The sequence below is a fragment of the Pseudomonas sp. Irchel 3A18 genome (genome assembly GCF_900187465.1).
GTDB lineage: Bacteria > Pseudomonadota > Gammaproteobacteria > Pseudomonadales > Pseudomonadaceae > Aquipseudomonas > Aquipseudomonas cichorii.
This window is the reverse complement of record NZ_FYDI01000014.1, coordinates 46,461-71,228: the sequence shown is the minus strand read 5'-3', so window position 1 is coordinate 71,228 and position 24,768 is coordinate 46,461. Positions and strand designations below refer to the sequence as shown.

At 59.3% G+C, this 24,768-nt stretch carries 26 protein-coding genes; 13 read left to right on the top strand and 13 right to left on the bottom strand.

Translation table 11 applies throughout. The features are described 5' to 3' along the window. Positions 1 to 61: 61 nt before the first annotated feature. Both CKW23_RS21475 and CKW23_RS21470 read left to right on the top strand, forming a co-directional pair. Positions 62 to 532, top strand: coding sequence for a prepilin peptidase (locus tag CKW23_RS21475; protein ID WP_025262117.1), 471 nt, complete (start codon positions 62 to 64; stop codon positions 530 to 532). Between the two features lie 126 nt (positions 533 to 658). After that, positions 659 to 1,399 carry a response regulator transcription factor gene (locus CKW23_RS21470; RefSeq protein WP_025262118.1) on the top strand — a complete coding sequence of 247 codons (741 nt, stop codon included), beginning with the start codon at positions 659 to 661 and terminating at the stop codon, positions 1,397 to 1,399. A 58-nt stretch (positions 1,400 to 1,457) separates the two neighbouring features. On the opposite strand, the gene CKW23_RS21465 is transcribed toward CKW23_RS21470, so the two are convergent. Genes CKW23_RS21465 through cpaB form a run of 8 tightly spaced genes read right to left on the bottom strand, consistent with a single transcriptional unit; the run spans position 1,458 to position 8,954 of the window. Beyond that, on the bottom strand, positions 1,458 to 1,730 hold the full coding sequence (locus tag CKW23_RS21465; RefSeq protein ID WP_025262119.1) for a DUF3613 domain-containing protein: 273 nt from the start codon (positions 1,728 to 1,730) through the stop codon (positions 1,458 to 1,460). Next, on the bottom strand, positions 1,727 to 2,440 hold the full coding sequence (locus CKW23_RS21460) for a tetratricopeptide repeat protein (RefSeq protein ID WP_025262120.1): 714 nt from the start codon (positions 2,438 to 2,440) through the stop codon (positions 1,727 to 1,729). Before CKW23_RS21460 ends, CKW23_RS21465 begins: the two co-directional genes overlap by 4 nt. Positions 2,441 to 2,468: 28 nt before the next feature. Beyond that, on the bottom strand, positions 2,469 to 3,356 hold the full coding sequence (locus CKW23_RS21455; RefSeq protein ID WP_025262121.1) for a type II secretion system F family protein: 888 nt from the start codon (positions 3,354 to 3,356) through the stop codon (positions 2,469 to 2,471). Between the two features lies 1 nt (position 3,357). Then, positions 3,358 to 4,242 (bottom strand): type II secretion system F family protein, encoded by an 885-nt coding sequence (locus tag CKW23_RS21450; RefSeq protein ID WP_095068304.1) that lies wholly within the window; start codon positions 4,240 to 4,242, stop codon positions 3,358 to 3,360. Positions 4,243 to 4,263: 21 nt separating this feature from the next. Beyond that, positions 4,264 to 5,520, bottom strand: coding sequence for a CpaF family protein (locus CKW23_RS21445; RefSeq protein WP_025262123.1), 1,257 nt, complete (start codon positions 5,518 to 5,520; stop codon positions 4,264 to 4,266). Further along, complete coding sequence (locus CKW23_RS21440) at positions 5,520 to 6,710, bottom strand: pilus assembly protein (protein WP_025262124.1); 1,191 nt, start codon at positions 6,708 to 6,710, stop codon at positions 5,520 to 5,522. The genes CKW23_RS21445 and CKW23_RS21440 overlap by 1 nt, the downstream gene beginning before the upstream one ends. Then, a complete protein-coding gene (locus CKW23_RS21435; protein WP_025262125.1) occupies positions 6,707 to 7,978 on the bottom strand; it encodes a type II and III secretion system protein family protein in 1,272 nt (423 codons plus the stop codon). Before CKW23_RS21435 ends, CKW23_RS21440 begins: the two co-directional genes overlap by 4 nt. A gap of 19 nt (positions 7,979 to 7,997) precedes the next feature. Beyond that, positions 7,998 to 8,954 (bottom strand): Flp pilus assembly protein CpaB, encoded by a 957-nt coding sequence (gene cpaB, locus CKW23_RS21430; protein WP_025262126.1) that lies wholly within the window; start codon positions 8,952 to 8,954, stop codon positions 7,998 to 8,000. Here cpaB and CKW23_RS26350 point away from each other — a divergent pair. From CKW23_RS26350 to CKW23_RS21410, 5 genes are all read left to right on the top strand, one after another. Further along, positions 8,953 to 9,183, top strand: a complete 231-nt coding sequence (locus tag CKW23_RS26350) for a hypothetical protein (protein ID WP_143008733.1) — start codon at positions 8,953 to 8,955, stop codon at positions 9,181 to 9,183. The genes cpaB and CKW23_RS26350 overlap by 2 nt on opposite strands. 63 nt (positions 9,184 to 9,246) lie before the next feature. Further along, positions 9,247 to 9,450, top strand: a complete 204-nt coding sequence (locus CKW23_RS21425) for a Flp family type IVb pilin (RefSeq protein ID WP_025262127.1) — start codon at positions 9,247 to 9,249, stop codon at positions 9,448 to 9,450. A 69-nt stretch (positions 9,451 to 9,519) separates the two neighbouring features. After that, on the top strand, positions 9,520 to 9,927 hold the full coding sequence (locus CKW23_RS21420; protein WP_025262128.1) for a response regulator: 408 nt from the start codon (positions 9,520 to 9,522) through the stop codon (positions 9,925 to 9,927). An 83-nt stretch (positions 9,928 to 10,010) separates the two neighbouring features. Continuing rightward, positions 10,011 to 10,304, top strand: a complete 294-nt coding sequence (locus CKW23_RS21415; RefSeq protein ID WP_025262129.1) for a hypothetical protein — start codon at positions 10,011 to 10,013, stop codon at positions 10,302 to 10,304. A 70-nt stretch (positions 10,305 to 10,374) separates the two neighbouring features. Next, complete coding sequence (locus CKW23_RS21410) at positions 10,375 to 11,715, top strand: MATE family efflux transporter (RefSeq protein WP_095068303.1); 1,341 nt, start codon at positions 10,375 to 10,377, stop codon at positions 11,713 to 11,715. On the opposite strand, the gene CKW23_RS21405 is transcribed toward CKW23_RS21410, so the two are convergent. From CKW23_RS21405 to CKW23_RS21385, 5 genes are all read right to left on the bottom strand, one after another. Continuing rightward, positions 11,709 to 13,109: a contractile injection system protein, VgrG/Pvc8 family gene (locus CKW23_RS21405; RefSeq protein ID WP_025262131.1), complete on the bottom strand. Its 1,401-nt coding sequence runs from the start codon at positions 13,107 to 13,109 to the stop codon at positions 11,709 to 11,711. The two genes, CKW23_RS21410 and CKW23_RS21405, sit on opposite strands and share 7 nt — an antisense overlap. Positions 13,110 to 13,286: 177 nt before the next feature. Further along, on the bottom strand, positions 13,287 to 15,200 hold the full coding sequence (gene speA, locus CKW23_RS21400; RefSeq protein WP_025262132.1) for an arginine decarboxylase: 1,914 nt from the start codon (positions 15,198 to 15,200) through the stop codon (positions 13,287 to 13,289). A gap of 88 nt (positions 15,201 to 15,288) precedes the next feature. Then, on the bottom strand, positions 15,289 to 15,660 hold the full coding sequence (locus tag CKW23_RS21395; protein ID WP_025262133.1) for a translation initiation factor Sui1: 372 nt from the start codon (positions 15,658 to 15,660) through the stop codon (positions 15,289 to 15,291). A gap of 175 nt (positions 15,661 to 15,835) precedes the next feature. Beyond that, complete coding sequence (locus tag CKW23_RS21390; RefSeq protein WP_095068302.1) at positions 15,836 to 16,381, bottom strand: NUDIX hydrolase; 546 nt, start codon at positions 16,379 to 16,381, stop codon at positions 15,836 to 15,838. Further along, entirely contained in the window at positions 16,381 to 17,460 is a 1,080-nt protein-coding gene (locus CKW23_RS21385; RefSeq protein WP_025262135.1) for a DUF2333 family protein, read from the bottom strand. Before CKW23_RS21385 ends, CKW23_RS21390 begins: the two co-directional genes overlap by 1 nt. Positions 17,461 to 17,760: 300 nt before the next feature. Here CKW23_RS21385 and CKW23_RS21375 point away from each other — a divergent pair, with 300 nt between their 5' ends. The 6 genes from CKW23_RS21375 (at position 17,761) to prmA (ending at position 24,765) form a co-directional block, all read left to right on the top strand. After that, positions 17,761 to 19,425: a PleD family two-component system response regulator gene (locus CKW23_RS21375; protein ID WP_025262136.1), complete on the top strand. Its 1,665-nt coding sequence runs from the start codon at positions 17,761 to 17,763 to the stop codon at positions 19,423 to 19,425. A 100-nt stretch (positions 19,426 to 19,525) separates the two neighbouring features. Next, positions 19,526 to 21,286 (top strand): protein-disulfide reductase DsbD, encoded by a 1,761-nt coding sequence (locus tag CKW23_RS21370; RefSeq protein WP_095068301.1) that lies wholly within the window; start codon positions 19,526 to 19,528, stop codon positions 21,284 to 21,286. 128 nt (positions 21,287 to 21,414) lie between these two features. Further along, positions 21,415 to 21,867, top strand: coding sequence for a type II 3-dehydroquinate dehydratase (aroQ, locus tag CKW23_RS21365; RefSeq protein WP_025262138.1), 453 nt, complete (start codon positions 21,415 to 21,417; stop codon positions 21,865 to 21,867). Positions 21,868 to 21,946: 79 nt separating this feature from the next. Then, positions 21,947 to 22,399: an acetyl-CoA carboxylase biotin carboxyl carrier protein gene (accB, locus tag CKW23_RS21360; RefSeq protein WP_025262139.1), complete on the top strand. Its 453-nt coding sequence runs from the start codon at positions 21,947 to 21,949 to the stop codon at positions 22,397 to 22,399. A gap of 17 nt (positions 22,400 to 22,416) precedes the next feature. After that, positions 22,417 to 23,760: an acetyl-CoA carboxylase biotin carboxylase subunit gene (gene accC / locus CKW23_RS21355; protein ID WP_025262140.1), complete on the top strand. Its 1,344-nt coding sequence runs from the start codon at positions 22,417 to 22,419 to the stop codon at positions 23,758 to 23,760. Positions 23,761 to 23,886: 126 nt separating this feature from the next. After that, positions 23,887 to 24,765, top strand: coding sequence for a 50S ribosomal protein L11 methyltransferase (gene prmA, locus CKW23_RS21350; RefSeq protein WP_025262141.1), 879 nt, complete (start codon positions 23,887 to 23,889; stop codon positions 24,763 to 24,765). Positions 24,766 to 24,768: the final 3 nt, after the last annotated feature.

Below are 24,768 nucleotides of genomic sequence, written 5' to 3'. Positions count from 1 at the left end.
TGACCTTTACTACCTTTAGACAGCATAGGTTCTTTCAGAAAAACAGGATGTTTTTTATACAATGGAATTACTTTTCCTACTCATATGGTTCGCCATATGCGCAGAACAGGACGCCCGCCAACGGCAGATATCCAACTGGCTGACCCTGGGTGGCTTTGCCCTGGCGCTGGGTTATCTGCTGTATAGCGGCCATACATGGCTGGGATATGAATCAACAGACGCGGGCTGGGCATTTTTCTTGGCGGTGGCGCTGACGCTGCCCGGCTATGCCATGGACAGACTGGGCGCAGGCGATGTGAAGCTGCTGTCAGCGCTGGCTCTGGCAAGCGGCAGCCTGTATCTGCTGGGTACTTTCATCGGTGCAGGACTGGCCATGCTTACATGGATGGCTATACGTCAAAAAGTCTGGCCCCTTATGGGACAACGGTTTGCGCAGCGCTATCTCTATATGAATGCCGAAGCGACAAATAAACATCCCTTCTCGCCCTTCTTACTTGTCGGCTTCCTGTTGGCAGCACTCTGCATCCACTAGTCGAATGACAGACATAACGCTATGTACATAGTCGGAAAGTACGACTACGGTAAATTGTAAACCGTGTTTTGCTGATAGGGACCGGCCTCAGTGCAATAGTTGTGGCCCACCGGCATGGAGTAGCGCGTGAACAAGTATTCAGCCGTCAAAGTTCTGGTAGTCGATGACCAGCCTCTTATCGTTGAAGAACTGAGCGACTTCCTCGAAAACAACAGCTATCACTGCATCCCTTGCCACTCGGGGGCCGAAGCCGTCGAACAGTTTCGCAATGACGACAGCATCGGCATCGTGCTGTGCGATCTGGATATGCCGGACATGAACGGCATCGAGATGGTCGAAGCCATGAAGCGGGCCGGCGGCAAGCAGCACCTGTTCGAGGCCATCATGCTGACCGGGTTTGCGGAGAAAAAAGACGTCATCAAGGCGCTGCGCGCCGGTATCGCCGACTACTACCAGAAACCCGTCGACCTGAACGAACTGCTCCAGGGTATCCAGACCCAGGAGCTCGCGCTGCTGGAGCGGCAAAAAAACCTGCAACAGTTGGGGCTGCTCAATGAAAAGCTCCAGTACCTGGCGGCATCCATCGACGACCTGTACAAGAACCTGGATAAAAAACAGGACGCCCCGGAGCAGGACAGCATTGAGGTCGAGAGCAAGCTTTTCGCCCAACTGTCGCCCAGACAACTTGCCGTCGCCCGTCTGGTGAGCAAGGGCCAGACCAACTACCAGATCGCCTGCGAACTGGGTATCACGGAAAACACCGTCAAACTGTATGTTTCGCAGGTACTGCGCCTGACCCACATGCACAACCGCACCCAATTGGCGCTGGCCCTGTCACCCAATCGACAACGCATATCAGCCCTGTAGCAAAGTCAGCTCGATGGCTGTGGAAGGCAGCTTGCTGGCGAAAAGGCCGTGAAACCGATTATTTCCCGCCCGAGGAGACGCTCCCTCCTTCCTTCTGCTCGTAAAATTCCGGGATCTCATGCTTGTAGGTTTCGAGCCAGCGCTGCAGGCTCAGATCACGCTCGGCAGGCGTGACGGTCTGCGGAGTGGGCGAAGCCGCATTGCCGTGAACCTGCAATTGCAGCCAGGCCTCGGTCTGCTTCTGCGCCTTCGATGAAGGCCCTTCGTCGATGGCCCATGCATCGCCGCACAGACCAAAAACCAGAATGCCGCTGAAGATGATGCGCTTCATGGGTGTGCTCCCTCGGATAGACGACTGGACGCAACCTGGTCTTTCGGGATTGCCTGCCTGACGACAGGGGTTTTCAGTTTTTCGGCCCTGACCTGAGCGTCGCTGACCTGCTGTGCCGTCAGCCCGGCACGGGAAGCCAGTTCTGCGGCCTGGGTCCAGTTGTCCTGATAGATCAGCAGCGTGACCAGATTGGCCGCCGCCAAAGTGTCGGACTGCCGAAGCTCGATGGCGGTCAGGAACTCGAAGCGGGCCTGTTCAAGCTTCAGTTGATTGAGATAAACCACCCCCAGATCATTGCGAATCTTTTCATCGGTGGGCGCCAGCTTGCTGGCTCGCATCAAGTGCTGCTGGGCCTGGACATTGTCGCCACGGGACGCCGCCAGTTGCCCCAGGCCATGTTCGCCCTGAGCCGCCCGACAAGTGCCCAGCAGGCTGCGATACAGAGGCTCGGCTTCGCGACTGCCCAGCAGACGCAATACCCGCGCCTTGCGCAGTCTCACTTCCTCGATGGTGTCAGGCAGTGTTTCGAGATTGGCCAGGCTGGCGTGCAAACGCCCTTCATCGGCCATGTTCTGAGCCATATTCAGCGTGAACTCCTGATCCGATGTCGGCTTGGGACAACTCGCCGCCGATTGCATCCAGGGCGTGGCACCGTGACTGGCGCACCCACCCAGCATCAAGAGTCCCAAGAGGATCATCGCTGCTTTCATTGCACACTTTCCTTCATCCATGCACGTTTCACCGGCTGCTCAAGGCATGACCGATGGCGGTAAATCCTGGCCCGGCCAGCACGATCAATAGCGCGGGGAACAGAAACACCATCATCACCACCGACATTTTGGCCGACAGTTTGGAAATGTATTCCTGCAAGCGCGTCAGACGACGGTCGTCGAGCAATTGCTTGAGGGCCAGCAAGGAGCGCATGGCTCCGCCGCCCTGATGGATCAATTGATTGAGGATCACGCAGGTATCGCTGAACTCATCCACGGCCAGCAGGGCTGCGGTCTTTCTCAACTCTTCGCCCAGCTCCAGCCCGGAATCGACTCGCACCAGAATCACCCGGATTTCCTCGGACAGCACCGGCAGCAAGTCCTTGCCCTCGTTGCTCAGCACCCGCAGCGCCTGCTCCACAGCCATGCCGGACTCGAAGAGAATGCGCAGCAGCGGAATGAAGGTAGAGATCTCTATCACCACTTGCTTCTGACGATACTTGGCGTAGGCAGCCAGCGCCCTTTTAGGGATCAGATAACCCACACCGAATGCAAAGACCGGCGCCATAATCGGCTGCTCGATGGCATTGAAAAACACTATCTGAAGCAGGATCACCAGCGTGCAAAGCCCGAAGGGCACTCCGATCTGGCAAGCCGCATACAGCGAGCGCTTGCTGGCCCGGCGCCAACCGATACGGTTGAGCAGTATCTGGGTTTCGGTATCCAGGCTGATCGAGCGCTGTCCGAGACGCGTATCGCCCAGCAGTCGAAGCCAACTGCCAATTCGGCTTTCACGCACTATCTGCCCTTTGAGCCGCAAGGCGACCTGGCGCTCGTTGCGACGCTGGCGAGCCAGATTGGACAACAGCAACAAGGCTGCTGCTACAAACATCACTGCACTGATAGTCAGGCCCATCTCATACACTCCGCAGCATGCGCCACAACGTCAGGCAACCCATCACCTGGAAGGCAAACGCGACGATCAGCATTCTCTGCCCGCCGCTGTCTTGCCACATGTGCATCAGGTAATCGGGATTGGTCAGCATGAAATAACCGACCATCGCGATGGGCAACAGCGCCAGCACGATGGCGGTCATCCGGGTTTCACCGGTCATGGCACGCAACTGCCGGCTTGCCTGCTCACGCTCGCGGATCAGCTTGATCAGGTTCTCCATGAGTTCGCTGGCGTTACCGCCATAGCGGTGATTGACCTTGAGCCCAAGAGCGAACAGGTGAAATTCATCTCGTTCATACAGCTCGGCAAAATCCCGTGCAGCATCCGGCAGGCTGACGCCCATTTGCACGTTGCGCTCGATCCGCAGCATGCCGTCGTGCAACGGCTGGTCTGCGGCCTCTATACCGTGCAACACCGCATCGGCCAGTGTCCGCCCGGATTTGAGGCTGCGCACCGTGTGATCGAGCATCTGCGGCAACTGCTCGATCATGCGCCGTACCCGCTTGCGATAGCGCCAGGAAATGAACATGCGCAGCATCAATGGAGCTGCGACCAGACCGACTCCGAAACCGAACCAGTCGCCCATGAGGTAGCCCAGTAGCATCGAGACGGCCCACAAGGTAATCGCCAGACCGATTCGCTCGGTGGGCCTGCCCAGCCCGGCGCGCAGGAAGGCACGTTCCAGCCACTCGATACCGGGCTTTTCTTTCACCGCGATCGTCTGCCCGACCTGCAGGCGCTTCATCACTCGCTCGCTGGCGCCACGATTCAGCGCCAGATAGAACATGTAGAACGCAGCGCCCAGCAGCAGTACAAAAATGATCGCCAGCACCAGTGATGCTTTCATGGGGCAGCCTCCCTGCTCGCGTCAGTAAGAAGGTCGCAATTTGTCACCCGCGGCGTGCACGGCCTCACGCAGGAAGCCGATGCCGGTGCGCCGGTCCAGACGGAACAGGGTGTTGGTGACATAAATGTCGTCGCGAATGCCCACCACCTCGACCACTTCGCTGACGCAACGACGCCCGTCGGGCAGGCGGGCCAGCTGGATGATGACGTCCAGTGCCGCGCAGATCATTTGCCGCAGGGTCCGCTCGGGAATCTGCCGGCCGGTCAGGCCGACCAGGGTTTCCAGACGCAACAAGGCATCCTGAGCGTTGTTGGCGTGCACAGTACTCATGGAACCATCGTGGCCAGTGTTCATGGCAGTCAGTACATCCAGCACTTCCACACCACGAATCTCCCCAAGGATGATGCGGTCCGGGCGCATCCGCAGGGAGTTGCGGATCAGGTCGCTGGCGCGCACCTCACCATGGCCTTCGGCGTTGGGTGGCCGGGTTTCCAGGCGCACCACATGGGGGTGAATCAGCTGCAGTTCGGCAACGTCTTCGATGGTCACCAGCCGCTGTTGCGTGTCGATCATCTGACTGAGCACGTTGAGCATGGTGGTCTTGCCGGTGCCGGTACCGCCGCTGACCAACACATTGCAACGCTTGCCCACCGCCTCGTGGAAGAAATCGAAGATCGATTGATCGATGGTCTGCATCGCCACCAGATCGGTGCTCTTGAGCATGTCCTTGCGGAATTTCCGGATCGACAGGCAAGGCCCGTCCAGAGCAATCGGCGGGATGATTGCGTTGACCCGGCTGCCGTCGGGCAGTCGCGCATCCACCATGGGCGAGGACTCATCCAGCCGACGGCCAAGGGGCGCCAGAATGCGCTGCATGACGCGCTCGACGTGGTGCGAGTCGATAAAACGCAAGTCGGTGTGGTGCAAGATACCGTCACGTTCCACAAAGACCTTGCCCGGCCCGTTGACCAGAATTTCCGTCACTGCGGTATCGCGCAGCAACACTTCCAGCGGGCCGAAGCCGGTCAGTTCGTCGACCAGTTCCTCGGCAAGACGCTCCATTTCATAACGCGAAATGGCCAGCCGCAACCGGGCGACATATTCAGCCACCTTGTCGAACACAAACTGCGCCAGGACCGGCCGCGAGCCTTCGAGCAGGTTCTTGCCGCTCTCCTCGATGCCATCGATGATGTAGCGATGCAACACCAGCTTGAGCCCTTGCCCGTCATCCGTGCTGCCCTGGGTACGCGAAGCAACGCCAAACAATTTCTCCGCCATTATTTATTCCCCCATAGTCGAGCGAAGAAACCTTCACTGGGTTTTTCATAAGCATCGGAATGACGGACCAGGTGATCCCCAAGTCGACGTAACCCCGCGCACAGCGCTTCCCTGGGCGCCAGATCGAACAGCGAAACACCCTGATTCTTCGCGTTGAGTCGCAATTCAGGGCTCAGCGGCAAGACCGAAATCACCGGCAGGCCGAAGGTTTTCCCCACGGTTTCCGAATTGGGCGCTACCGAACGCAGATAGCCGTCGATCAACAACCCGGCGTGCTGCATCCGCATGCCCTTTTCCCGCCACAGATTGAGCACCGCCAGATTGCGTCGGCACTCGATCACGCTCTGGTCGGCGTACCACAGCAACTGGTCACAGTGGCTTACAAAGGTGCGCAGGGCTTCGCTGTCCGGCTGGCCCACCAGATTCACGATGACATGCTGGAAATGCTGGCGCAGGGCACTGAGCAGCATGTAAAGCTCGGCCGCACTGGACTGCTCCAGATGATCGTCGGCCTCGGTGTAGGCAAGAATGCGCAAGCCGTTCTCGGCGGTGGTGAAAGCACTGTCGATAAGGGTCGCGTCCAGCCTGCGCAAATGGCGCAGTGCGTCGCCAAAACTGAACGTCGATTCAAGACCGAGCATCGACAGGCTGTCGCCACGGGGCAAGCCCAGATCCAGCAGCAAGGTGCGCTGTCCGGCCTTCTGTACCACCATCGCCAGGTGAGAGGCGATCAGAGCCCCGTCACCATCGCATTGAGCCCCATACAACACCGACAGACCGCTCATGTTGGGGTTCGGTGTCACCGCTGGCAGGCGTTTGCTCAAGCGCCGCACCAGACCGGCAACCTCACTGGAGCGCGAGCCATAGGCCACGAAATCCCTGGCTCCGGCGCGCATGGCATTGAGCACCAACTGGTTATCCATGCCATCGCCCAGCGCAACAATCGCCAGCATCGGCTTGGCTTCCAGTGCGCCCTCGATCAAAGCGCTCTGGTTCATCAGGTGCTCACGATCGAGCCCCACGAACACCACGCTGGCGAAGGTCACGTCCACCAGCGCCAGCAAATCGTCCAGGCTGCCGCTGCCAGCACTCACCACCTGACCCAGCGATCCCAGAGCGCCCTGCAACCATTCAAGATCAGTGGGGTTTCGGGTAATCGCCAGGAATGTCTGACTCAGGCTCTGACTCATTGAGATAACCCGCTACGGCGCTCGAAATCACCGTTCTCGAGGAAATACATACGGAAGAAATTCGGATCGTAATTGCGCAGGCCTTCGCCTGGCAGCGTAGGCAACTGGGCGTTGACCGCCAGAGGCTGCACCAGATGCGGCGTGACGATCATCAGCAGCTCACGCTCATCGCGCTGAATCTGCGAGTTACGGAAAAAAGCGCCCAGAATGGGGATATCGCCAAGTCCCGGAAACTTGTCCACCGAGGCGATATTGCTGGAGCTGATCAGGCCGCTGACCACAAAACTTTCCCCGTCGGCCAGGGAAATACTGGTGTCGGTACGTCGCACATTGAGTGCCGGCACAGTGGTTCCGGAAATGGTGATGCCTGCCGAGAAGTCCAGCTCGCTGACCTCGGGCGCGACCTTGAGCAGAATACGGTCACGTCCGACCACGGTAGGCGTCAACGTCAGGCGTACGCCGTACTCCTTGTACTCGATGGAAATGCCATTGCCGTCTCCGCTGGGCACCGGCACCGGAAACTCGCCGCCCGCCAGAAAGCTCGCACTCTGCCCGTTCAACGCCACAAGACTCGGGCGCGCCAGGGTGTAGGCAAAGCCGCTGCCTTCCATGGCGTTGATCATGCCCAGCACCTTGCTGCTGCCACCGCCCCAGACGATATTGAAGTTGTTGTTATTCAGGCCGATGGCTGGCCGCGTGGAGCCGACCGTGCCTGGCGAGACTGTGACATCGGTTACCGTGCCGGGAGCGCCGAACAGAAAGTTGTTCGAGCCGGTCCCGAAGATCGAGGTACTGGCCTCCTTGAGCTTGGTACGACTGACTTCAATGAAGCGAATGTCGGTCTGCACCTGACTTGGCAACTGGGGGTCGAGAGAAGGCACCGGCGCAGGATCGACCAGCGCGGCTGTGCCGCTGCCCCGAACAAACACCATGCTCTGGCGCGGCGAGGTGGAACAGGCCGTCCAGACCATCAGGCTGGTGGCCCCCGTAGAGACGCCCGTCAGCAGAAAGCCCTGGTTGCCATTGACCAGCACATCGGCCACCTTCGGATTACCCACGGCAATCCGGGTGATGGCCACCGGCGAACGAACATCCTGCTGCATGCCTTGCGTGACTTCCAGCACGGTCGGCATGGCCGCCAGACTTGCACAGCCATTGCCGGCATTACTGGCAGTGCTCGAAGCTGCCCAGCTTGAATCAACGCCCAGTCCAGCGAACAGCAAAAACAGCGCGTGACGTTTTAAGACCGGTACGAAACAACGGCTCATCAAATGCTTCCTTGCTCGATCAGGGAGTTTGTTGCGTTACCTGGTTGCCGCGTATCACCTCGACACCACGAGATCCACGAGACGCACCGCCATGCTGGTTGCCTCCACCACTGAGGGCCAACTGGCTGAACTGCACCAGGTCGCGTCTGGCCGTATCCAGGCGTACGGCAACATCGGGGCGGCCGGGGTCACCGGTCCAGTAATCCTGCAGATTGCCTTCATCGGCACTGCGCACGGCCAGACGCAACACGCCAGTCTGGGTGGCCAGCAGCAAGCGGCTCAGCAAGGCTTCGGGCACCGCCACCACTACGCTCCTGGCATTTATGCGTTGCTGCTCCAGTTGGAAGCGCTCGTCGGCACTGATGTTGTGGGCAGGCTTGCCGTCGCGAGTCAGCCCGAGCAGCCCACCTACACTCAGGATTCTCAAGGCGGGCACCACCACCTGACTGGAGCGAACAGGGTTGGCAGTGTCTTCGGGGAGATAAAGCAGAACGTCGACATAATCGCCGGGGCTGAGCAGCCCGCCAGCACCAATCACCTCATCGACGGACAAGGCCAGTGCCCGTTCGTCGGGACGAATCATCCGCGCCAGGGTGCCACCCGCCTCGAAACTGCTTTCACTCAGCCAGGTCCCTGCCGCCAGTGGACGCCAGGTGCGGCGTTCGAGCACGTCTTCGATCTTGCTGAAACTGCCGACAGGCGCGACCTTGAGACGCTCGATCAGCAGATCGTCTTCCTTGAGAGAAGTGTAGGGAGGCACATCGCGCGCCAGCACCACGACACTCTGGCGCAGCGCTTCTTCGACGGGCGGCGCAGGCGGCGCGACCTCCACGGGAGGCGGTGCCTGTACGACGGGGGCCTCCACAGGAGGGGGCGGCGGCGCTGGCTCTTTACTGACCACTATTCCCAGATACCCGGCAACCAGTGCACCGAGTAAAAAAACGATAGCGAGCACCATGGTGATACGACTGCTCATGGCAACGCTTCCTTTGTCATCGCATGACCACCTCAATCCAACGCATCAACTTCGCAATAGCAATGAAGAACAATCACATGCCGCTCTTTTGAAGGTAGCCCACACCACCCAAAACGCCATCAAGGTCGGTGAAATATCCCTCTCTGGATGGTCTGGAAAGGCGATTTATAACTTTGTGATTAATGCTTTATTACGGTTGTGGGTTCGCGAGTTGGAGGCAATGCTGTAAGTGCAAAGGTTGTACGAAATTGCGGGTATGAGCCGCGCCATGAAGGGTGCAAGGAGAATCGAGATGTTCCTTACCAATCTGTACATACGCGTCTATACGCACATTCAGGCCTTCCTGAAAAACCGGGAAGCCGCTTCGGCTATCGAGTACGTACTTCTGGCTGCCATGGTGGCCGTGGCCATTGTTGCCTTCGTGCCAGCCATCAGTGCTCAAGTGCGAGTCATCTTCAACCAGGTTCTGGTCGCATTGGGCGGTACGGCAGTCTGACGCTTGATTGAACGAGGATAAAGTGTTGTAAGATCCGAGGCCGTTACCAACGTTTTCAAGGGTATCTATATGGCCGTCCACCCCACACGCCAACAGCTGCTTCTGGTTGATGACGAAGAGGACGCCAATGAAGAGTTGGCAGAACTGCTCGAAGGCGAGGGGTTCTGCTGCTTCACTGCTTCCTCCGTCAAGATGGCTCTGCAGCAGTTGACACGCCATCCGGACATTGCGCTTGTCATCACCGACCTGCGCATGCCGGAAGAGAGCGGTATTCAGTTGATCAAACGCCTGCGTGAACACACTTCGCGCCAGCACCTGCCTGTGATCGTCACTTCGGGGCATGCCGATATGGAGGACGTCAGCGACTTGCTGCGCCTGCAGGTACTGGATCTGTTCCGCAAGCCGATTTACCACGTCCGCCTGCTGGAAACCCTCAACAACCTCTTTCCCGAGCCGAAAATCTTTCAGGTGCAATGACACGAACCTTCATGATCCACGGAACTAGCCATACTGCTCCATAGCCAAAGCGAGCAGACCTATAACGTGATCAGGATGCACAAATGAAGGTAGAAAGCTTTTTTGAATGGCTGGGCCAGGCAATCGGGTCCGTGATCCGCTTCGTGGTGGATACTCTTGCCTGGCTGTTCAACGGTTTCACCCATGCCGGCGGCAACTTCGTGGACGGTTTGTCCCGCACCCTGGGCATGGACGCTTCACTGATCAGCATCGTTGCACTGGTCATCGGCCTGATGCTTCTGTACTCCGCCATCCGTGCCTTCATGCGCGCCTCCATCATCATGGGCATCATCTGGCTGGCGCTGGGACTGTGGCTGCTGAGCTGGATCATTCACTGACCGTCACACACCCCGTGCGCTTCAACTGACCGGCATTACGGCTACAATGCCCGCCTTGCCGGGAGTCCTCATGTCCAAGTTGTCCAGCGATTGGCGCCATCGCCCCACTCATCATCGAGTCTGGGGCATGGCGCTACCGATGATTCTGTCGAATATCTCAGTACCGCTGGTGGCGCTGGTGGACACCGCCGTGATCGGCCACCTGCCCCACGCCCATCAACTGGGCGCAGTCGCGGTGGGGGCCACGCTCTATACCTTCCTGGCCTGGGCCATGGGTTTTCTGCGCATGGGCACCACCGGCTTCGCTGCCCAGGCTGCCGGGCGTAGCGACGGCGCGGCGTTGCGCCAGATTCTGCTGCAAGGCCTGCTGCTGGCGATGGGGCTGGCCTGCCTGCTGGGACTGATTGCCCTGCCCTTCAGTCATCTGGCCCTGTCGTTGATGCAGCCCTCGGCCGACCTGCAACAGATGACCCTGGATTTCTTCCACGCCCGGCTTTTCGGCCTGCCTGCGGCACTGGCCACGTATGCGCTGGTGGGCTGGTTTCTCGGCACCCAGAACGCCAGGGCGTCGCTGGCCATTCTGTTGATCACCAATGCGGTGAACATCCTTCTCAACCTGTGGTTCGTTCTGGGCCTGGACTGGGGAGTGGTCGGCTCGGCGCGGGCTTCGGTGCTGGCAGAGTGGACCGGTGCATTGATCGGTCTGTTCATGGCTCGCAACGCTCTGCGGGCCTGGCCGGGCAGGATCGTCTGGGCAGCCTTGAAACTCTGGAGCAACTGGCGCCCGCTGCTGGCGGTCAACCGCGACATCTTCATTCGTACCCTGGCGCTGCAGTCGATCATGTTCCTGATCACCGCCCAGGGCGCTCGACTGGGAGATGCCACCGTCGCCGCCAATGCATTGCTGCTCAACGGCCTGCTGCTGACGTCCCACGCACTGGACGGGCTGGCCCATGCCGTGGAAGCCTTGTGCGGGCATGCCATCGGAGCGAGTGACCGCACGGCATTACGTCGCTCTCTGGTGGTCGCCGGTGGCTGGTCCCTGATTGCCAGCCTGGCCTTTGCGCTGTTGTTCCTGACGGGCGGGCATCTCTTCGTGCAGATGCAGACCAACATCCCCGAAGTGCGTGAAACCGCCCTTGTCTATTTGCCCTATCTGGCTGCCATGCCCCTGCTCGCGGTCTGGAGTTATTTGCTGGACGGCCTGTTCATCGGCGCCACACGCGCCCGTGAAATGCGCAATGCGATGCTGATCAGCGTTGCCCTGATCGCTCCCGTCGCCTTTTTCGCCGTCGACCAGGGCAACCATGGACTCTGGCTGACGTTCATGACCTTCACCCTGGTGCGTGGCTTGAGCCTTGGGACCATCGCCTGGCGCCTGAACCGCAAGGACGGCTGGTTCGCCTATTGATCGCTCTCGGCCATCCTGCCGGCAAAGGTGATTCTCGGGCTGGTCAGGGTCAGACCGCTTGAATCAAGCCGCACCCGACTGGAACCGATGCTTAACGACAGCTCGCTGCCCTCTTCAAACGACACGGTCGGCCCGTTATCCAGACGAAAGCGGCGCTTCTCGCCCAAGATCATCTGCCAGTCCAGTTGCGCCTGCACGCTGTCGGCGGGCAAGGCTCTTTCGCACGGGCTGAAAGCTGGCTTACAGGCACGAGAATGCAGGCAGGCAGTAATCACAGGGCGATCCATATCGTCATCGAGCAAACTCACCAGCACTTCCATCCCGCCGGTAAACACCCATTCAAGCCCCTGCATCACCGGTAGCCAGCAATCGTTGTAACGCGCACCACATCCCTGCAACCCCCACTCGAACTGCACCTTCAGACGCCCCACCGAATCGCGCTCGACCTCCTGCCCCGGCGGACCGACGACCCAGGCCCGCTGCAACTGCGGCACCTTCGCACGTGGCTGCGGCTCAGGCACGCTGAAGCCCACTTCCCAGGGAACAGCCTGAAAACGATTGGTATAACCCTCACCGTCTTCAGCTTCCGACCCCGGTTCAACGCAGTGATGCTCGACCTGGTTGACCAGCCACATGTGGTTCCACTCGGTTTCCGGGTGACCGGTCAGCGGCAGCAGATACCCCGAGACCACAAATGGCAGGCTGCTTTCGCCTTCGGCCCGCTGCCGGGAGCGACTGCCTGGCAAGTCCTGGCCCTGGGTGGTGACAGCAAAACGGGTGACGCCCTGTCGGTGTGGCAATTGCTGCCAGGGCGCCGCAGGCGCAGGACGAAAACCGCGCAGGCTATCGCCAAAGACCAGTTCATGGCGCTGGCGAGAATGAATGAAGTGATAGTGAATGCCCTCTTCGGCACACAGACGCGCCAACAGTTGCAGGTCAGACTCCTGATATTGCGCGCAATACTCACGCTCGCGGCATTGGGTTTTCAGCTCGAAGCGATAGCTGCCCTTGCGCAGCCCATGCTCTTCCAGAACCCTGGCAATAATCTGCGGGGCGGTCATGTGTTGAAAGATGCGCTGGTTGTAACGCTGCCCGAGACAGGCCAGCCGAGGGCCGACCTTCAATCGATAACAAGCAGGCCCGGGCCGGAAATGACTGCGCACCGCACTGTGGATCTGGCCATGAAAGCCATGACTACCATCTTTGAAACTCAGGAATACCGGCTTGTACATCAGGCTTGCCAGATCCACATCGAGGCTTTCGTTGACGACTTCCAGCTCGAAGGCAAACGGCTGACTGATCGCTTCCGTACCCCGTAACCAGAGGACGGTAAAACAATGACGCAGACGGGCGATCTCCAGACGAAAAAGCGGCGCGCTGGCGGGATCGGGCATGAGGGTGTTCTCTACAGAGGAATCCGAGCGGCGATTCTGGCCGAGAAGCGGGATCGAGTAGAGGGCAAAAGGCAGAACAGGAAGCTGCCTACATGTGAAGAGGTTTTGGACTACACAATGATTGATCGCGAATGAATTCGCTCCCACAGGTGCAGGAGCGAATTCATTCGCGAAAAGTCAGGAAGACAAGTAAGAGGAACGAGTCAGGCCAAGGCGCAACGCATCCAGGTACTGAGTGCGCTCACGCGGGCTGATCCTGGCGCTGGCAACCTTGTCCCGGTAATGGGTCATCAGTTCTTCCGGCGACAAGTGCACGTAACGCAGCATGTCTTCGATGGTGTCGTGGGTTTCGATACCGGCGTGGTAAACGCTACCATCCTGGTTCTGGTAGATGTTCACCGAGTCGGTATCACCGAACAGGTTGTGCATGTCACCCAGAATCTCCTGATAGGCACCTACCAGGAAGATACCCAGCAGATAATCTTCACCTTCATTCAGGGGATGCACCGGCATGCTGGTTTCGATGCTCTGCTCGTCAACGTACTGGTTGATCTTGCCGTCGGAGTCGCAGGTCAGGTCCTGAAGCACCGCACGACGTACGGGCTCTTCGCCCAGACGATGCAGCGGAATGATCGGCAGCACCTGGCCGATGGCCCAGGTGTCGGGCAGGCTCTGGAAGACCGAGAAGTTACAGATGTACTTGTCGGCCAGCTTGTCGTTGAGTTCGTCCAGCACCTGGCGATGGGAACGCTGACGGGCTTTCAACGAGTTATGCAGGCGGCGGCAAACCGCGAAATAGCACTGCTCGCCCAGAGCTTTCTGCGCCAGGCTGATCTTGCCGTCGGCATACTGGGTCGCGATATCGCTCATGTAGTGCGTGGCACGCCAGTAGGTTTCGGTCACCATCTCGATATCGGTCGGGCCCAGCAGATCGATCAGCCACTGCACGGTTTCCGGCAGGCTTTCCTTGTCTTCGATCAGCGGTACTTCGTCGTTGTGCCTTTCGACGTCGGTCACCTGCACCACCAGCATGGCGTGGTGGGCGGTCAAAGAGCGGCCGCTTTCGGAAAAAATGTGCGGATGCGGCAGGCCCTGGGCGTCGCAGAACTCCTTGAGCATGCCGACCACGACACCAGCGTAGTCATCCATGTCGTAGTTGATGGAGCTGGCGTTACGCGAGTGCGTACCGTCGTAATCCACGCCCAGACCGCCGCCCACGTCGATGTGGTCTACCGGCAGCCCCAGATTGCGCAGCTCGCCGTAGTAACGAATCGCTTCCTTGAACCCGTGCTGGTAGTCCGCCAGATTGGCGATCTGCGAGCCCATGTGGAAATGCAGCAGGCGAATGCCCTGATCCAGGCCCGCCTTGCGGAAACGATCAACCACCGAGAGCAGTTGCGCGGCCGACAGGCCGAACTTGGATTTCTCGCCGCCGGTATCGGCCCACTTGCTCGACGCCAGCGAAGACAGGCGCACGCGCAGGCCCACTTGCGGAGCAACCTTGAGCTCTGCAGCCTCTTCGATGACCAGTTCGACTTCGGATTCTTTCTCGATCACGATGAAGACGTTGTGGCCCAGCTTCTGGCCCATCAGTGCCAGACGGATGAACTCACGGTCCTTGTAACCGTTGCAGACAATGGTCCCGCCCTTGGGCGCCAGCGCCAGCACCGCCATCAACTCAGGCTTGGAACCCGCCTCAAGGCCGATGGAGACGTTCTGGGTGGCAATGATGTTTTCCACCACTGCTTCCTGCTGGTTGACCTTGATCGGGTACAGCGCGGTGTACTGGCTCTGGTATTCCAGGCGCGCGATGTTGCTGTCGAAGGCACCGGTCAACTGGCGAACGCGGTCTTGAAGGATATCGGGGAAACGCACCAGCAATGGCAGGGACAAACCGCTCTTGCGCAGATTGTCGACCTGCTCATAAAGGTCGATGGGCGAACTGCCCGGCCCGTTGGGACGAACTTCAACGCGACCGGATTCATTGATCGCAAAATAACCGGCCCCCCAATGACGAATCCCGTAAACACTGCGGCTGTCCGCAACGGTCCATTGGCTGCCATCGTCTTTGCGTGTGCGTCTTACGGACATCGAAGTCCCCTATAGATAAGTCATGTAGCGCCGCCCCAATGACAGGCATGCGCAGTGTAGAGAGTGGAAATGACGGTTTGGTTCTCGCTCAGCCGCCGGACTTTTTGGCCTTGAAACCTTTCTTGACCAGTTCCGCCAGCAACAGCTCGACGTGATCGCCCTGAATCTCGATCACTCCGTCCTTGAGGGCTCCGCCCGTGCCGCAACGCTGCTTGAGCGCCTTGGCCAGTTCCTTGAGCCCATCCTCGGCCAGTGGCACGCCCGTGATGGTGGTCACGGTCTTGCCTCCACGGCCTTTGCTCTCGCGCCGCACGCGCGCAATACCGTCTCCCTCGGGGATGACGTTCTGCTTGCAGGTACAGGCATCGACAGGCTGACGACATTCGGGACAATGACGCCCTGCGTCGGTTGAAAACACCAAGCCACCCAGGGCGGCGAAGGATGCGGCTTTCTTAGCCACTGGAAATCCTCTTGTTGAGGACTGAAGACGGGCCGGGCTCGATCGTGAGCCTTCGACCGCGAAGCCCCACTCTGGCAGGGGCAGCGCTACTGGAACGGCATGGCCGGCCCAGTTTTAAAAGGTCGCGCAGTGTACCGGCAAAAAGCATGCTTGCTAAGAGCCTGAATGCGCCAATTTACTGAACATTTGCGACCTGCTCCAGATAGCGTTTCAACGCTGCCAGAGAGTCCGGGCAATAAGGCTTTTCGGCAGTTTCTGCCAAGACCTGGGCCACCGGGATGAAGCGCGCCTGCAAGACCTCTTCAGGTTGCAGGCTCAGAGGCCCGTCCCAGACGGCGGAAAATACCGCGCACCAGATCCGGTTGCCCGGCTGATCGAAGAGAAACTGCTCATGGGCCTGCAACGCAACACCGCCAACACCCAGCTCTTCCTCAAGCTCACGGGCAGCCGACTCGGCATAGCTTTCACCGGCCTGCACCATGCCTCCCGCCGCCACATCCCAGAAACCGGGATAAATGGCTTTGCTCAGGGTGCGCTGGTGAACGCAAAGCTCGCCTGCCGAATTGAACAGCAAGATATAAGTGCCTCGCCCGATCAGGCCACGCTCGCGCAGTTCGGCCCGAGGGAGCGAACCCTGGAGCCGGTCCTGCTCATCGACCCAGGCGATCTGCTCGGCGTCCGAGGCGGCGCGATGCGCGGCCTCTTGCGCAGAAAAGTCCATCAACCCTGGGACAGCAACTGGCGAAGGTCGATCACCGCCGCGTTGGCCCGGGAGATGTAGTTGGCCATGACCAGCGAGTGGTTGGCCAGCACGCCAAACGCGCTGCCGTTCAGGACCATCGGGCTCCACAGCGGCTCCTGGGAAGCCTCCAGCTCACGAATGATCTGACGCACGCTGACGGTCGCGTTCTTCTTGGCCAGTACGTCCGCGAAGTCCACCTCGATGGCACGCAGCAGATGCGACAACGCCCAGGCCTGACCACGGGCTTCATAGAAGACGTTGTCGATCTGCAGCCACGGGGTTTCAACTATTTCTTCGTCGACCTGCGGCACTTCGCCCGGCTTGACCGAGGCCATGGCTTCGGTTTTCAGAGTGCTGTTGAGCTTGACCCGACCGACACTGGCCGACAGACGCTGGGACAGGGACCCCAGACGTGTGCCCACGTCGCCCAGCCAGTTATTCAGGTTGTCGGCACGGGCATAGAACAAGGCGCCCTTCTGATTGGGGTCGGAGAGGCGTGCCTGATAGCGGCTCAGGGCATTGATGCCATCAGTGTACTGCGACTCGCTCGACGGCAGCACCCAGCTGCGGTTATCAAAGTTGAACAACGGCTCGGCACGGGCCAGATCACCGTCTTCAGCCGATTGCGACTGCGAACGGGCAAAGTCCTTGCGCAACGCACGGCTCAAGTCGCGGACCTGTACCAGCACGCCGTATTCCCAGCTTGGCATGTTGTCCAGCCACAGACCTGGCGGGAAGCGATCGTTGGACAGATAGCCGCCACGCTTGTCGAGCAGTGTCCGGGAGACTGTCTTGAGGGTTTCGACCGTGGTGTAACCGATCACCATCGGCTTGCCTTCACGCTCGGCAGCGGCCTGGGCATTCTGCTGTACGGGAAACAGCGCAGGCTCCTTGCTCCAGTACCAGCCCACCAGCAGGGTGACCAGCAAATAGATCAGAATCAGGGAACCCAGGGCTCTGCTATAGAAAAGGTTGCCCAGGTAACCACGTCTCTTGACCGACGCAGTATCAGCGGTACGCTCACCCGCGCTGCCTGCGCGGTTCTTCCAATCCAGCATGGTAAGGGTCCTTTCAGTCCGGGTTCAGGGCTTCGACCGCAACCTTACAGCAAGGTGCCTTTTGCTGACATGCGCGACGCAAGGTTTTGTTGTCGCCTCGAAACCTGCCGCCCTGGAACAAGGTGCGAATGGCAGAGAAATACAGCCATCGTGCAAACTTTAGGCGCAAAAATGACTCTGACAGAAACCGGACGCCCTTTTGTTGACGAATAAGTGACTTACGGCACTCTTCTATACAAGCGGAGGTGCTAGCATAGAGCCAGCATCGGTACTACTCAGCAACCCCACAGTACTCATAATATGACCGAGTCAGAAGACCCTAGCCGCGATCGTCTCAAGCACCACTTTGCCCAAAGGGTCACTCATCAAGCACGTCAGATTCTTGAGACTTGGCAGCGACTGCAGAAATCCGAATGGTCTATCGCCGACATGGCCGAACTGAAGGACTCGACCCTGCGCCTGCAGCGGTTCGCCGAACGGTTCGAGCAGGACGAACACCTGGAACTGGCCCGGGATATCGGGCAGGCACTGGAAACCGTCGAAGCCAACCGCGGCCGACTCAACAGCACCCTGATCACCGAACTCAACCGTTTGATGCAGCGCCTTTCCCGCACCGGCCTGCGTCACGGCGACAAACTGGAACAAACCGCACTCCCGCCACTGCGCAAGCCAGTCTATGTCGTGCTTCAAGATCGCGAACGGGCCGAACGCCTTGCCAAACAGCTGGAGTTCTTCGGCCTGTCAGCCCTGTCACTGGACAACGTTGCCCAGTTTCAGTCAGCAATGCTGGAGCGCCATCCGTCGGTCATCATCATGGATGTAGACTTCAGCGGACCGGGCGAAGGCCTGAAACTCGCCTCACAGGTTCAGGAAGGACTTGAGCAGAAACTGCCCCTCCTCTTCTTCAGCCATCATGAAACCGATACACCGACGAGGCTGGCGGCCGTTCGCGCCGGCGGTGAGGAATTCCTGACCGGAACCCTGGAAGCCTCAAGCCTGCTGGAGAAAATCGAAGTCCTGACCTGCGTGGCACAGTACGAGCCTTACAAGGTGCTGGTCATCGATGACTCCCGCGCCCAGGCCACCCACACCGAACGAGTGCTCAATGCTGCCGGAATCGTGACCCGCACATTGCTGGACCCGATCCAGGCCATGTCCGAACTGGCGGAATTCCAGCCGGACCTGATCATCCTCGACATGTACATGCCCGGCTGCACAGGCACCGAACTGGCCAAAGTCATTCGCCACAACGACCGTTACGTCAGTGTGCCGATCATCTACCTGTCCGCCGAAGACGATCAGGACAAGCAGCTCGACGCCATGAGCGAAGGCGGCGATGACTTCCTGACCAAACCCATCAAGGCGCGCCACCTGATCACCACGGTCCGCAACCGTGCGGCCCGGGCGCGCAGCCTGAAGGCGCGCATGGTGCGTGACAGCCTGACCGGCCTGTACAACCACACCCACATTCTTCAGTTGCTGGAAGACTGCAGCTTTCGCGCCCGGCGCGAAAACAAGCCGCTGTGCTTTGCCATGCTCGATATCGACCATTTCAAGAAGGTCAACGACAGCCACGGCCACCCCATGGGCGACCGCGTCATCAAGAGCCTGGCACTGTTTCTCAAGCAGCGCCTGCGCAAGACCGACTTCATCGGGCGCTACGGTGGCGAAGAGTTCGCCATCGTGATGCCGGATACCGATATTCAGAGTGCTCATCAGGTACTCGAAGAGATCCGCTACCGTTTTGCGGAAATACATTACCCCGCCCAGCCGACGGACCTGTTCTGCACCTTCAGTGCCGGCGTGGTGGCGCTGGGCGTGTATGACGACAGCCTGACCCTTGCCTCCCAGGCCGACAACGCGCTGTATCGCGCCAAACATGCAGGTCGCAATCAGATTCACTCAGCCGTGGTTGAAGAGCCCTATCACGTGGTACTGCCCGAGCCGCAAATCCAGGAACAATAGCCGCCGAGGACAAGTACGAAATCCGTCCTTACAAACCTCACCCCTGCATGCCTTGAAACACTCCGCTATCATGCGCTGACTTTCGAGAATCGAGCCTGCCATGCGCCGTTTGTTATGCCTGATGCTGTTGATCCTGGCCCTGCCCGCTTTAGGGACCAGCCTGCTGGACAGTCGCCCTGCACCGACACTGGGTGGCACCTCACTGGATAACAGCAAGGAATTCCTGCCTGTACGCGAGGCATTCAAACTGAGCCTGATCGAAACGACTCCGCAATCGATCAAGCTGCGATTCGTCGCCACCGACGGTTATTACCTGTATCGCCATCGCTTCCAGTTCCGCACCGAACCCGCCGACATCGGCCTGGGCGAAGCGCAACTGCCTCCCGGCGAAAAGAAGCACGATGAGTACTTTGGCGACGTCGAGGTCTATCACGGCATTCTCGATATCGACCTGCCCCGCAAGCCCGGTGAAGAGCGCCCCTTTGTCCTGAGCGTGAGCTACCAGGGCTGCGCCGACAAAGGCCTGTGCTATCCCCCGGAAACCGAACGCCTGAATATTGGTGATGTGCCCGCCGATACCACTTCACAGGCCTGGAGCTGGAAAGAGCTGGCGCTGTTTTTCCTCGCCGGTATCGGCCTGACCTTCACTCCTTGCGTACTGCCGATGCTGCCGATTCTTTCCGGCGTGGTCCTGCGGGGTCAGGTCGGCGGGCTGCGCGGTCTGAATCTGTCACTGGCCTACATATTGCCGATGGCTCTGTGCTTCGCCTTGCTGGGCGCATTGATGGGCATGTTCGGCGCTGGCCTGAACCTGCAGGCACGCCTGCAATCGGCCTGGGTGCTGGTGCCGTTCTCGCTGTTCTTCGTGCTGTTTGCAGTGGCGATGTTTGGCGTCTTCGAACTGCGCCTTCCACAAGCCATCAGTAACCGGCTGGATCGTATTGCAGGCAAGACCGAAGGCGGCTCGCTCTGGGGTGCCGCCGTGCTGGGCGTGGTTTCCAGCCTGCTGGTATCGCCTTGCGTTTCGGCACCACTGGCCGGTGCATTGCTTTATATAAGCGCCAGCGGCGATGCACTGGGCGGAGGCCTGAAACTGTTCGCCCTGGGCCTGGGCATGGGAGCGCCGCTGTTGCTGGTCGCGACCGGCGGTGCGGCCTGGCTGCCAAAAAGCGGCCCATGGCTGGTAACCGTGAAAAACGCCATTGGCGTGCTGCTGCTGGGTCTGGCCATCGGCTTGCTGAGCCGTGTATTGCCGGGACAGGTCACGTTGCTGCTGATCGGCATTCTGTGTGCCGGCGTCGCGCTGTTCCTCGGAACGCTGGAACTCACTGCAAAATCTCCACGACAAAAGCTCGCACAACTGCTCGGCCTGCTTTTGTTGGTCTACGCTCTGGCATGCTGGTACGGCGCATTGAGCGGGCAGACCGACCCGACTCGTCCACTGGGACGCCCACAAGCGACCCTCAACAACGGCACGGTATTACCGACGTCATCCCAATGGCAGACCATCACCACGTCTGCCGAACTGGAGCGTGCCCTCAGCGAAGCCAGAAATACAGGTAAGCCCTTGCTGCTCGACTGGTATGCCGACTGGTGCATCAGTTGCAAGGTGATCGAGCACGAAGTACTGCCCGATCCGGGCGTCGTCGAGAAACTGGCAGGCTACAGCCTGATCCGTTTCGACATGACTGACAGCAATGCAGAACAACGAGCGCTGCTTGACCGCTACAAGCTGTTCGGACCACCCGCGTTGTTATTTTTCAGTAAAAGCGGCGAAGAACTGGAAAATGTCCGGGTCATCGGTGAAATCGACGCCCCTGCCTTCATTGAGCGCATAAATAGAGCAAATGACCCAAAATAGCTGTCGGGTCACAAACTTTACGCAAACATCGCTCATTGTGCTGGCTACTGTAGTTAACTGGACAGTACATCCTCCTTGCGGCATAGTCGCCGGGCGTGAACGCCCGTAAACACAAAAAGGAATAAACGATGGCGACTTTCCTGGTACTGCACGGCCCCAACCTGAATCTGCTCGGTACTCGCGAGCCCGGGATATATGGCGCAGTGACCCTGGCTCAAATCAACCAGGATCTGGAACGGCGCGCTCGCGACGCCGGTCACCATCTGATGTACCTGCAAAGCAACGCCGAGTACGAATTGATCGACCGGATCCATGCTGCCCGTACGGAAGGCGTGGACTTCATTCTGATCAATCCGGCTGCTTTTACACATACAAGTGTGGCAATACGTGACGCGCTGCTGGGAGTGAGCATCCCATTCATCGAAGTGCATTTATCAAACGTGCACAAACGCGAACCTTTCCGCCATCACTCCTACTTTTCAGATGCTGCTGTAGGAGTGATCTGCGGCCTTGGCGCCAGCGGTTACCGACTGGCCCTGGAGGCCGCCCTGGAACAATTGGCCGTTAGCTCCAAGCCATGACCGGACCAGCAACGCTGGCCCATCCGGCTTGAACCGGCTGCCGAAATGCCCTGACAGACCCCTTGGGAGTTGATGATTAATGGATATTCGCAAAGTCAAGAAACTGATCGAACTGCTGGAAGAATCCGGTATCGACGAGTTGGAGATCCGTGAAGGCGAAGAATCCGTACGGATCAGCCGTCACAGCAAGACTCCGGCACAACCGTATTACGCGCCAGCTCCAGTGGCTGCACCTGTAGCTGCTCCGGCCGCACCGGTTGCCGCTGCTGCAGAAGCACCTTCGGCTCCAAAGCTGAACGGTCACGTGGTCAAGTCGCCAATGGTCGGTACTTTCTACCGCACCCCTGCGCCTACTTCGCCTGCATTCGTCGAAGTCGGCCAGACCGTCAAGAAAGGCGACACCATCTGCATCGTCGAAGCGATGAAAATGATGAACCACATCCAGGCAGAAGCCAGCGGCGTCATCGAATCCATCCTGGTAGAAAACGGTCAGCCGGTTGAATTTGACCAGCCGCTGTTCACTATCGTTTGAACCGGGGAGAGCCTGCGATGTTGGAAAAAGTTCTGATCGCCAACCGCGGCGAAATTGCCTTGCGCATCCTGCGTGCCTGTAAGGAACTGGGCATCAAGACCGTCGCTGTACATTCCACGGCAGATCGCGAGTTGATGCACCTGGGTCTGGCAGACGAAACCGTCTGTATCGGCCCGGCTCCAGCCAACCTGTCCTACCTGAATATCCCGGCAATCATATCGGCAGCCGAACTGACCGGCGCCACGGCGATTCACCCGGGCTACGGCTTCCTCGCGGAAAACGCGGATTTCGCCGAGCAGGTAGAGAAGTCGGGCTTCGCCTTCATTGGTCCGAAAGCAGACACCATTCGCCTGATGGGCGACAAGGTTTCTGCCAAGGACGCCATGAAGCGTGCCAACGTGCCAACGGTTCCAGGTTCTGACGGCCCGCTGCCGGAAGACGAAGAAACCGCACTGCGCATCGGCCGTGAAGTCGGCTACCCGGTGATCATCAAGGCCGCCGGTGGCGGTGGTGGTCGCGGCATGCGCGTGGTTCACCGCGAGGAAGACCTGATCGAAGCTGCCAGCCAGACCCGCGCCGAAGCGGCTGCCTGGTTCAGCAACCCGATGGTCTACCTGGAAAAGTACCTGACCAACCCACGTCACGTGGAAGTCCAGGTCATTTCCGACGGCCAGGGCAATGCGATTCACCTGGGCGACCGTGACTGCTCACTGCAACGCCGTCACCAGAAAGTCCTGGAAGAAGCACCAGCACCGTTCATCGACGAAGACGCGCGCAAGGACGTACTGCAAAGCTGCGTTCAGGCCTGTATCGACATCGGCTACCGTGGAGCGGGCACTTTCGAGTTCCTGTACGAAAACGGCCGTTTCTACTTCATCGAAATGAACACTCGTGTTCAGGTAGAGCACCCGGTTTCGGAAATGGTCACCGGTATCGACATCGTCAAGGAGATGCTGAGCATCGCCGCCGGCAACAAACTGTCGTACACCCAGGATGACGTCGTCATCCATGGTCATGCGCTGGAATGCCGGATCAACGCTGAAGATCCGAAAACCTTCATTCCGAGCCCAGGCCTGGTCAAGCACTTCCACGCACCAGGCGGCAACGGTGTACGTGTCGACTCGCACCTGTACAGCGGATACAAGGTTCCTTCGAACTACGACTCATTGATCGGCAAGCTGATCACCTGGGGCGCGACCCGCGACGAAGCCATGGCACGCATGCGCAATGCCCTGGACGAAATCGTGGTCGACGGGATCAAGACCAATATCCCGCTGCATCGCGATCTGACCCGTGATGAAGGCTTCTGCGAAGGCGGAGTCAACATCCACTATCTGGAACACAAACTGGCCAATCAATAAGTCAGTGTGTTTCAGATCAACAAAGCCGCAGCGATGCGGCTTTGTTGTTTGCGTCGCATAGAAGTAAACTTGCCCGCTTCTTCGCGGCAGTACCGCGCACCCATTTTGACTCGAAGGTAATCCGCCATGCCTTGGCTGCAAGTCCGCCTCGCCATCAGCCCAGAACAAGCCGAAACCTACGAGGACGCGCTGCTTGAAGTCGGCGCCGTATCCGTGACCTTCATGGATGCCGAAGACCAGCCGATTTTCGAGCCAGAACTCAATACCACGCCACTGTGGGCACACACCCACCTGCTGGCCCTGTTCGAGGCAGACACCGACGCCGATCTGGCCCTGGCGCACCTGCGCCTGCTGACCGACGCCGAACTGCCCGAGCACACCGCCGAAGTCATCGAAGACCAGGACTGGGAACGCAGCTGGATGGACAACTTCCAGCCAATGCGCTTCGGCCAGCGCCTGTGGATCGTCCCGAGTTGGCACGCCGCGCCCGAGCCTGATGCCGTGAACCTGCTGCTCGATCCGGGCCTGGCATTCGGCACCGGCACCCACCCCACCACGGCCCTGTGCCTGGAATGGCTGGACGGTCAGGACCTCAAAGGCTGCAACGTGCTGGACTTCGGTTGCGGTTCGGGCATTCTGGCCATCGCTGCACTGTTGCTGGGCGCAGAGCAGGCAATCGGCACCGATATCGACGTCCAGGCGCTCGAAGCCTCTCGCGACAACGCCGGGCGCAACAACATTGCAGCCGAACGTTTCCCGCTTTACCTGCCTGAAGACATGCCTCAGCAGCAAGCTGACGTGCTGGTCGCCAACATCCTGGCCGGCCCACTGGTATCGCTGGCTCCGCAACTGGCAACCCTGGTCAAGACCGGCGGTCGCCTGGCGCTGTCCGGCATCCTTGCAGAACAAGGCCCGGAAGTGGCAGCCGCCTATGCTGCTACATTCGATCTGGACCCTATCGCCAACCGTGATGGCTGGGTACGCATCACGGGTCGTCGCCGTTAACAG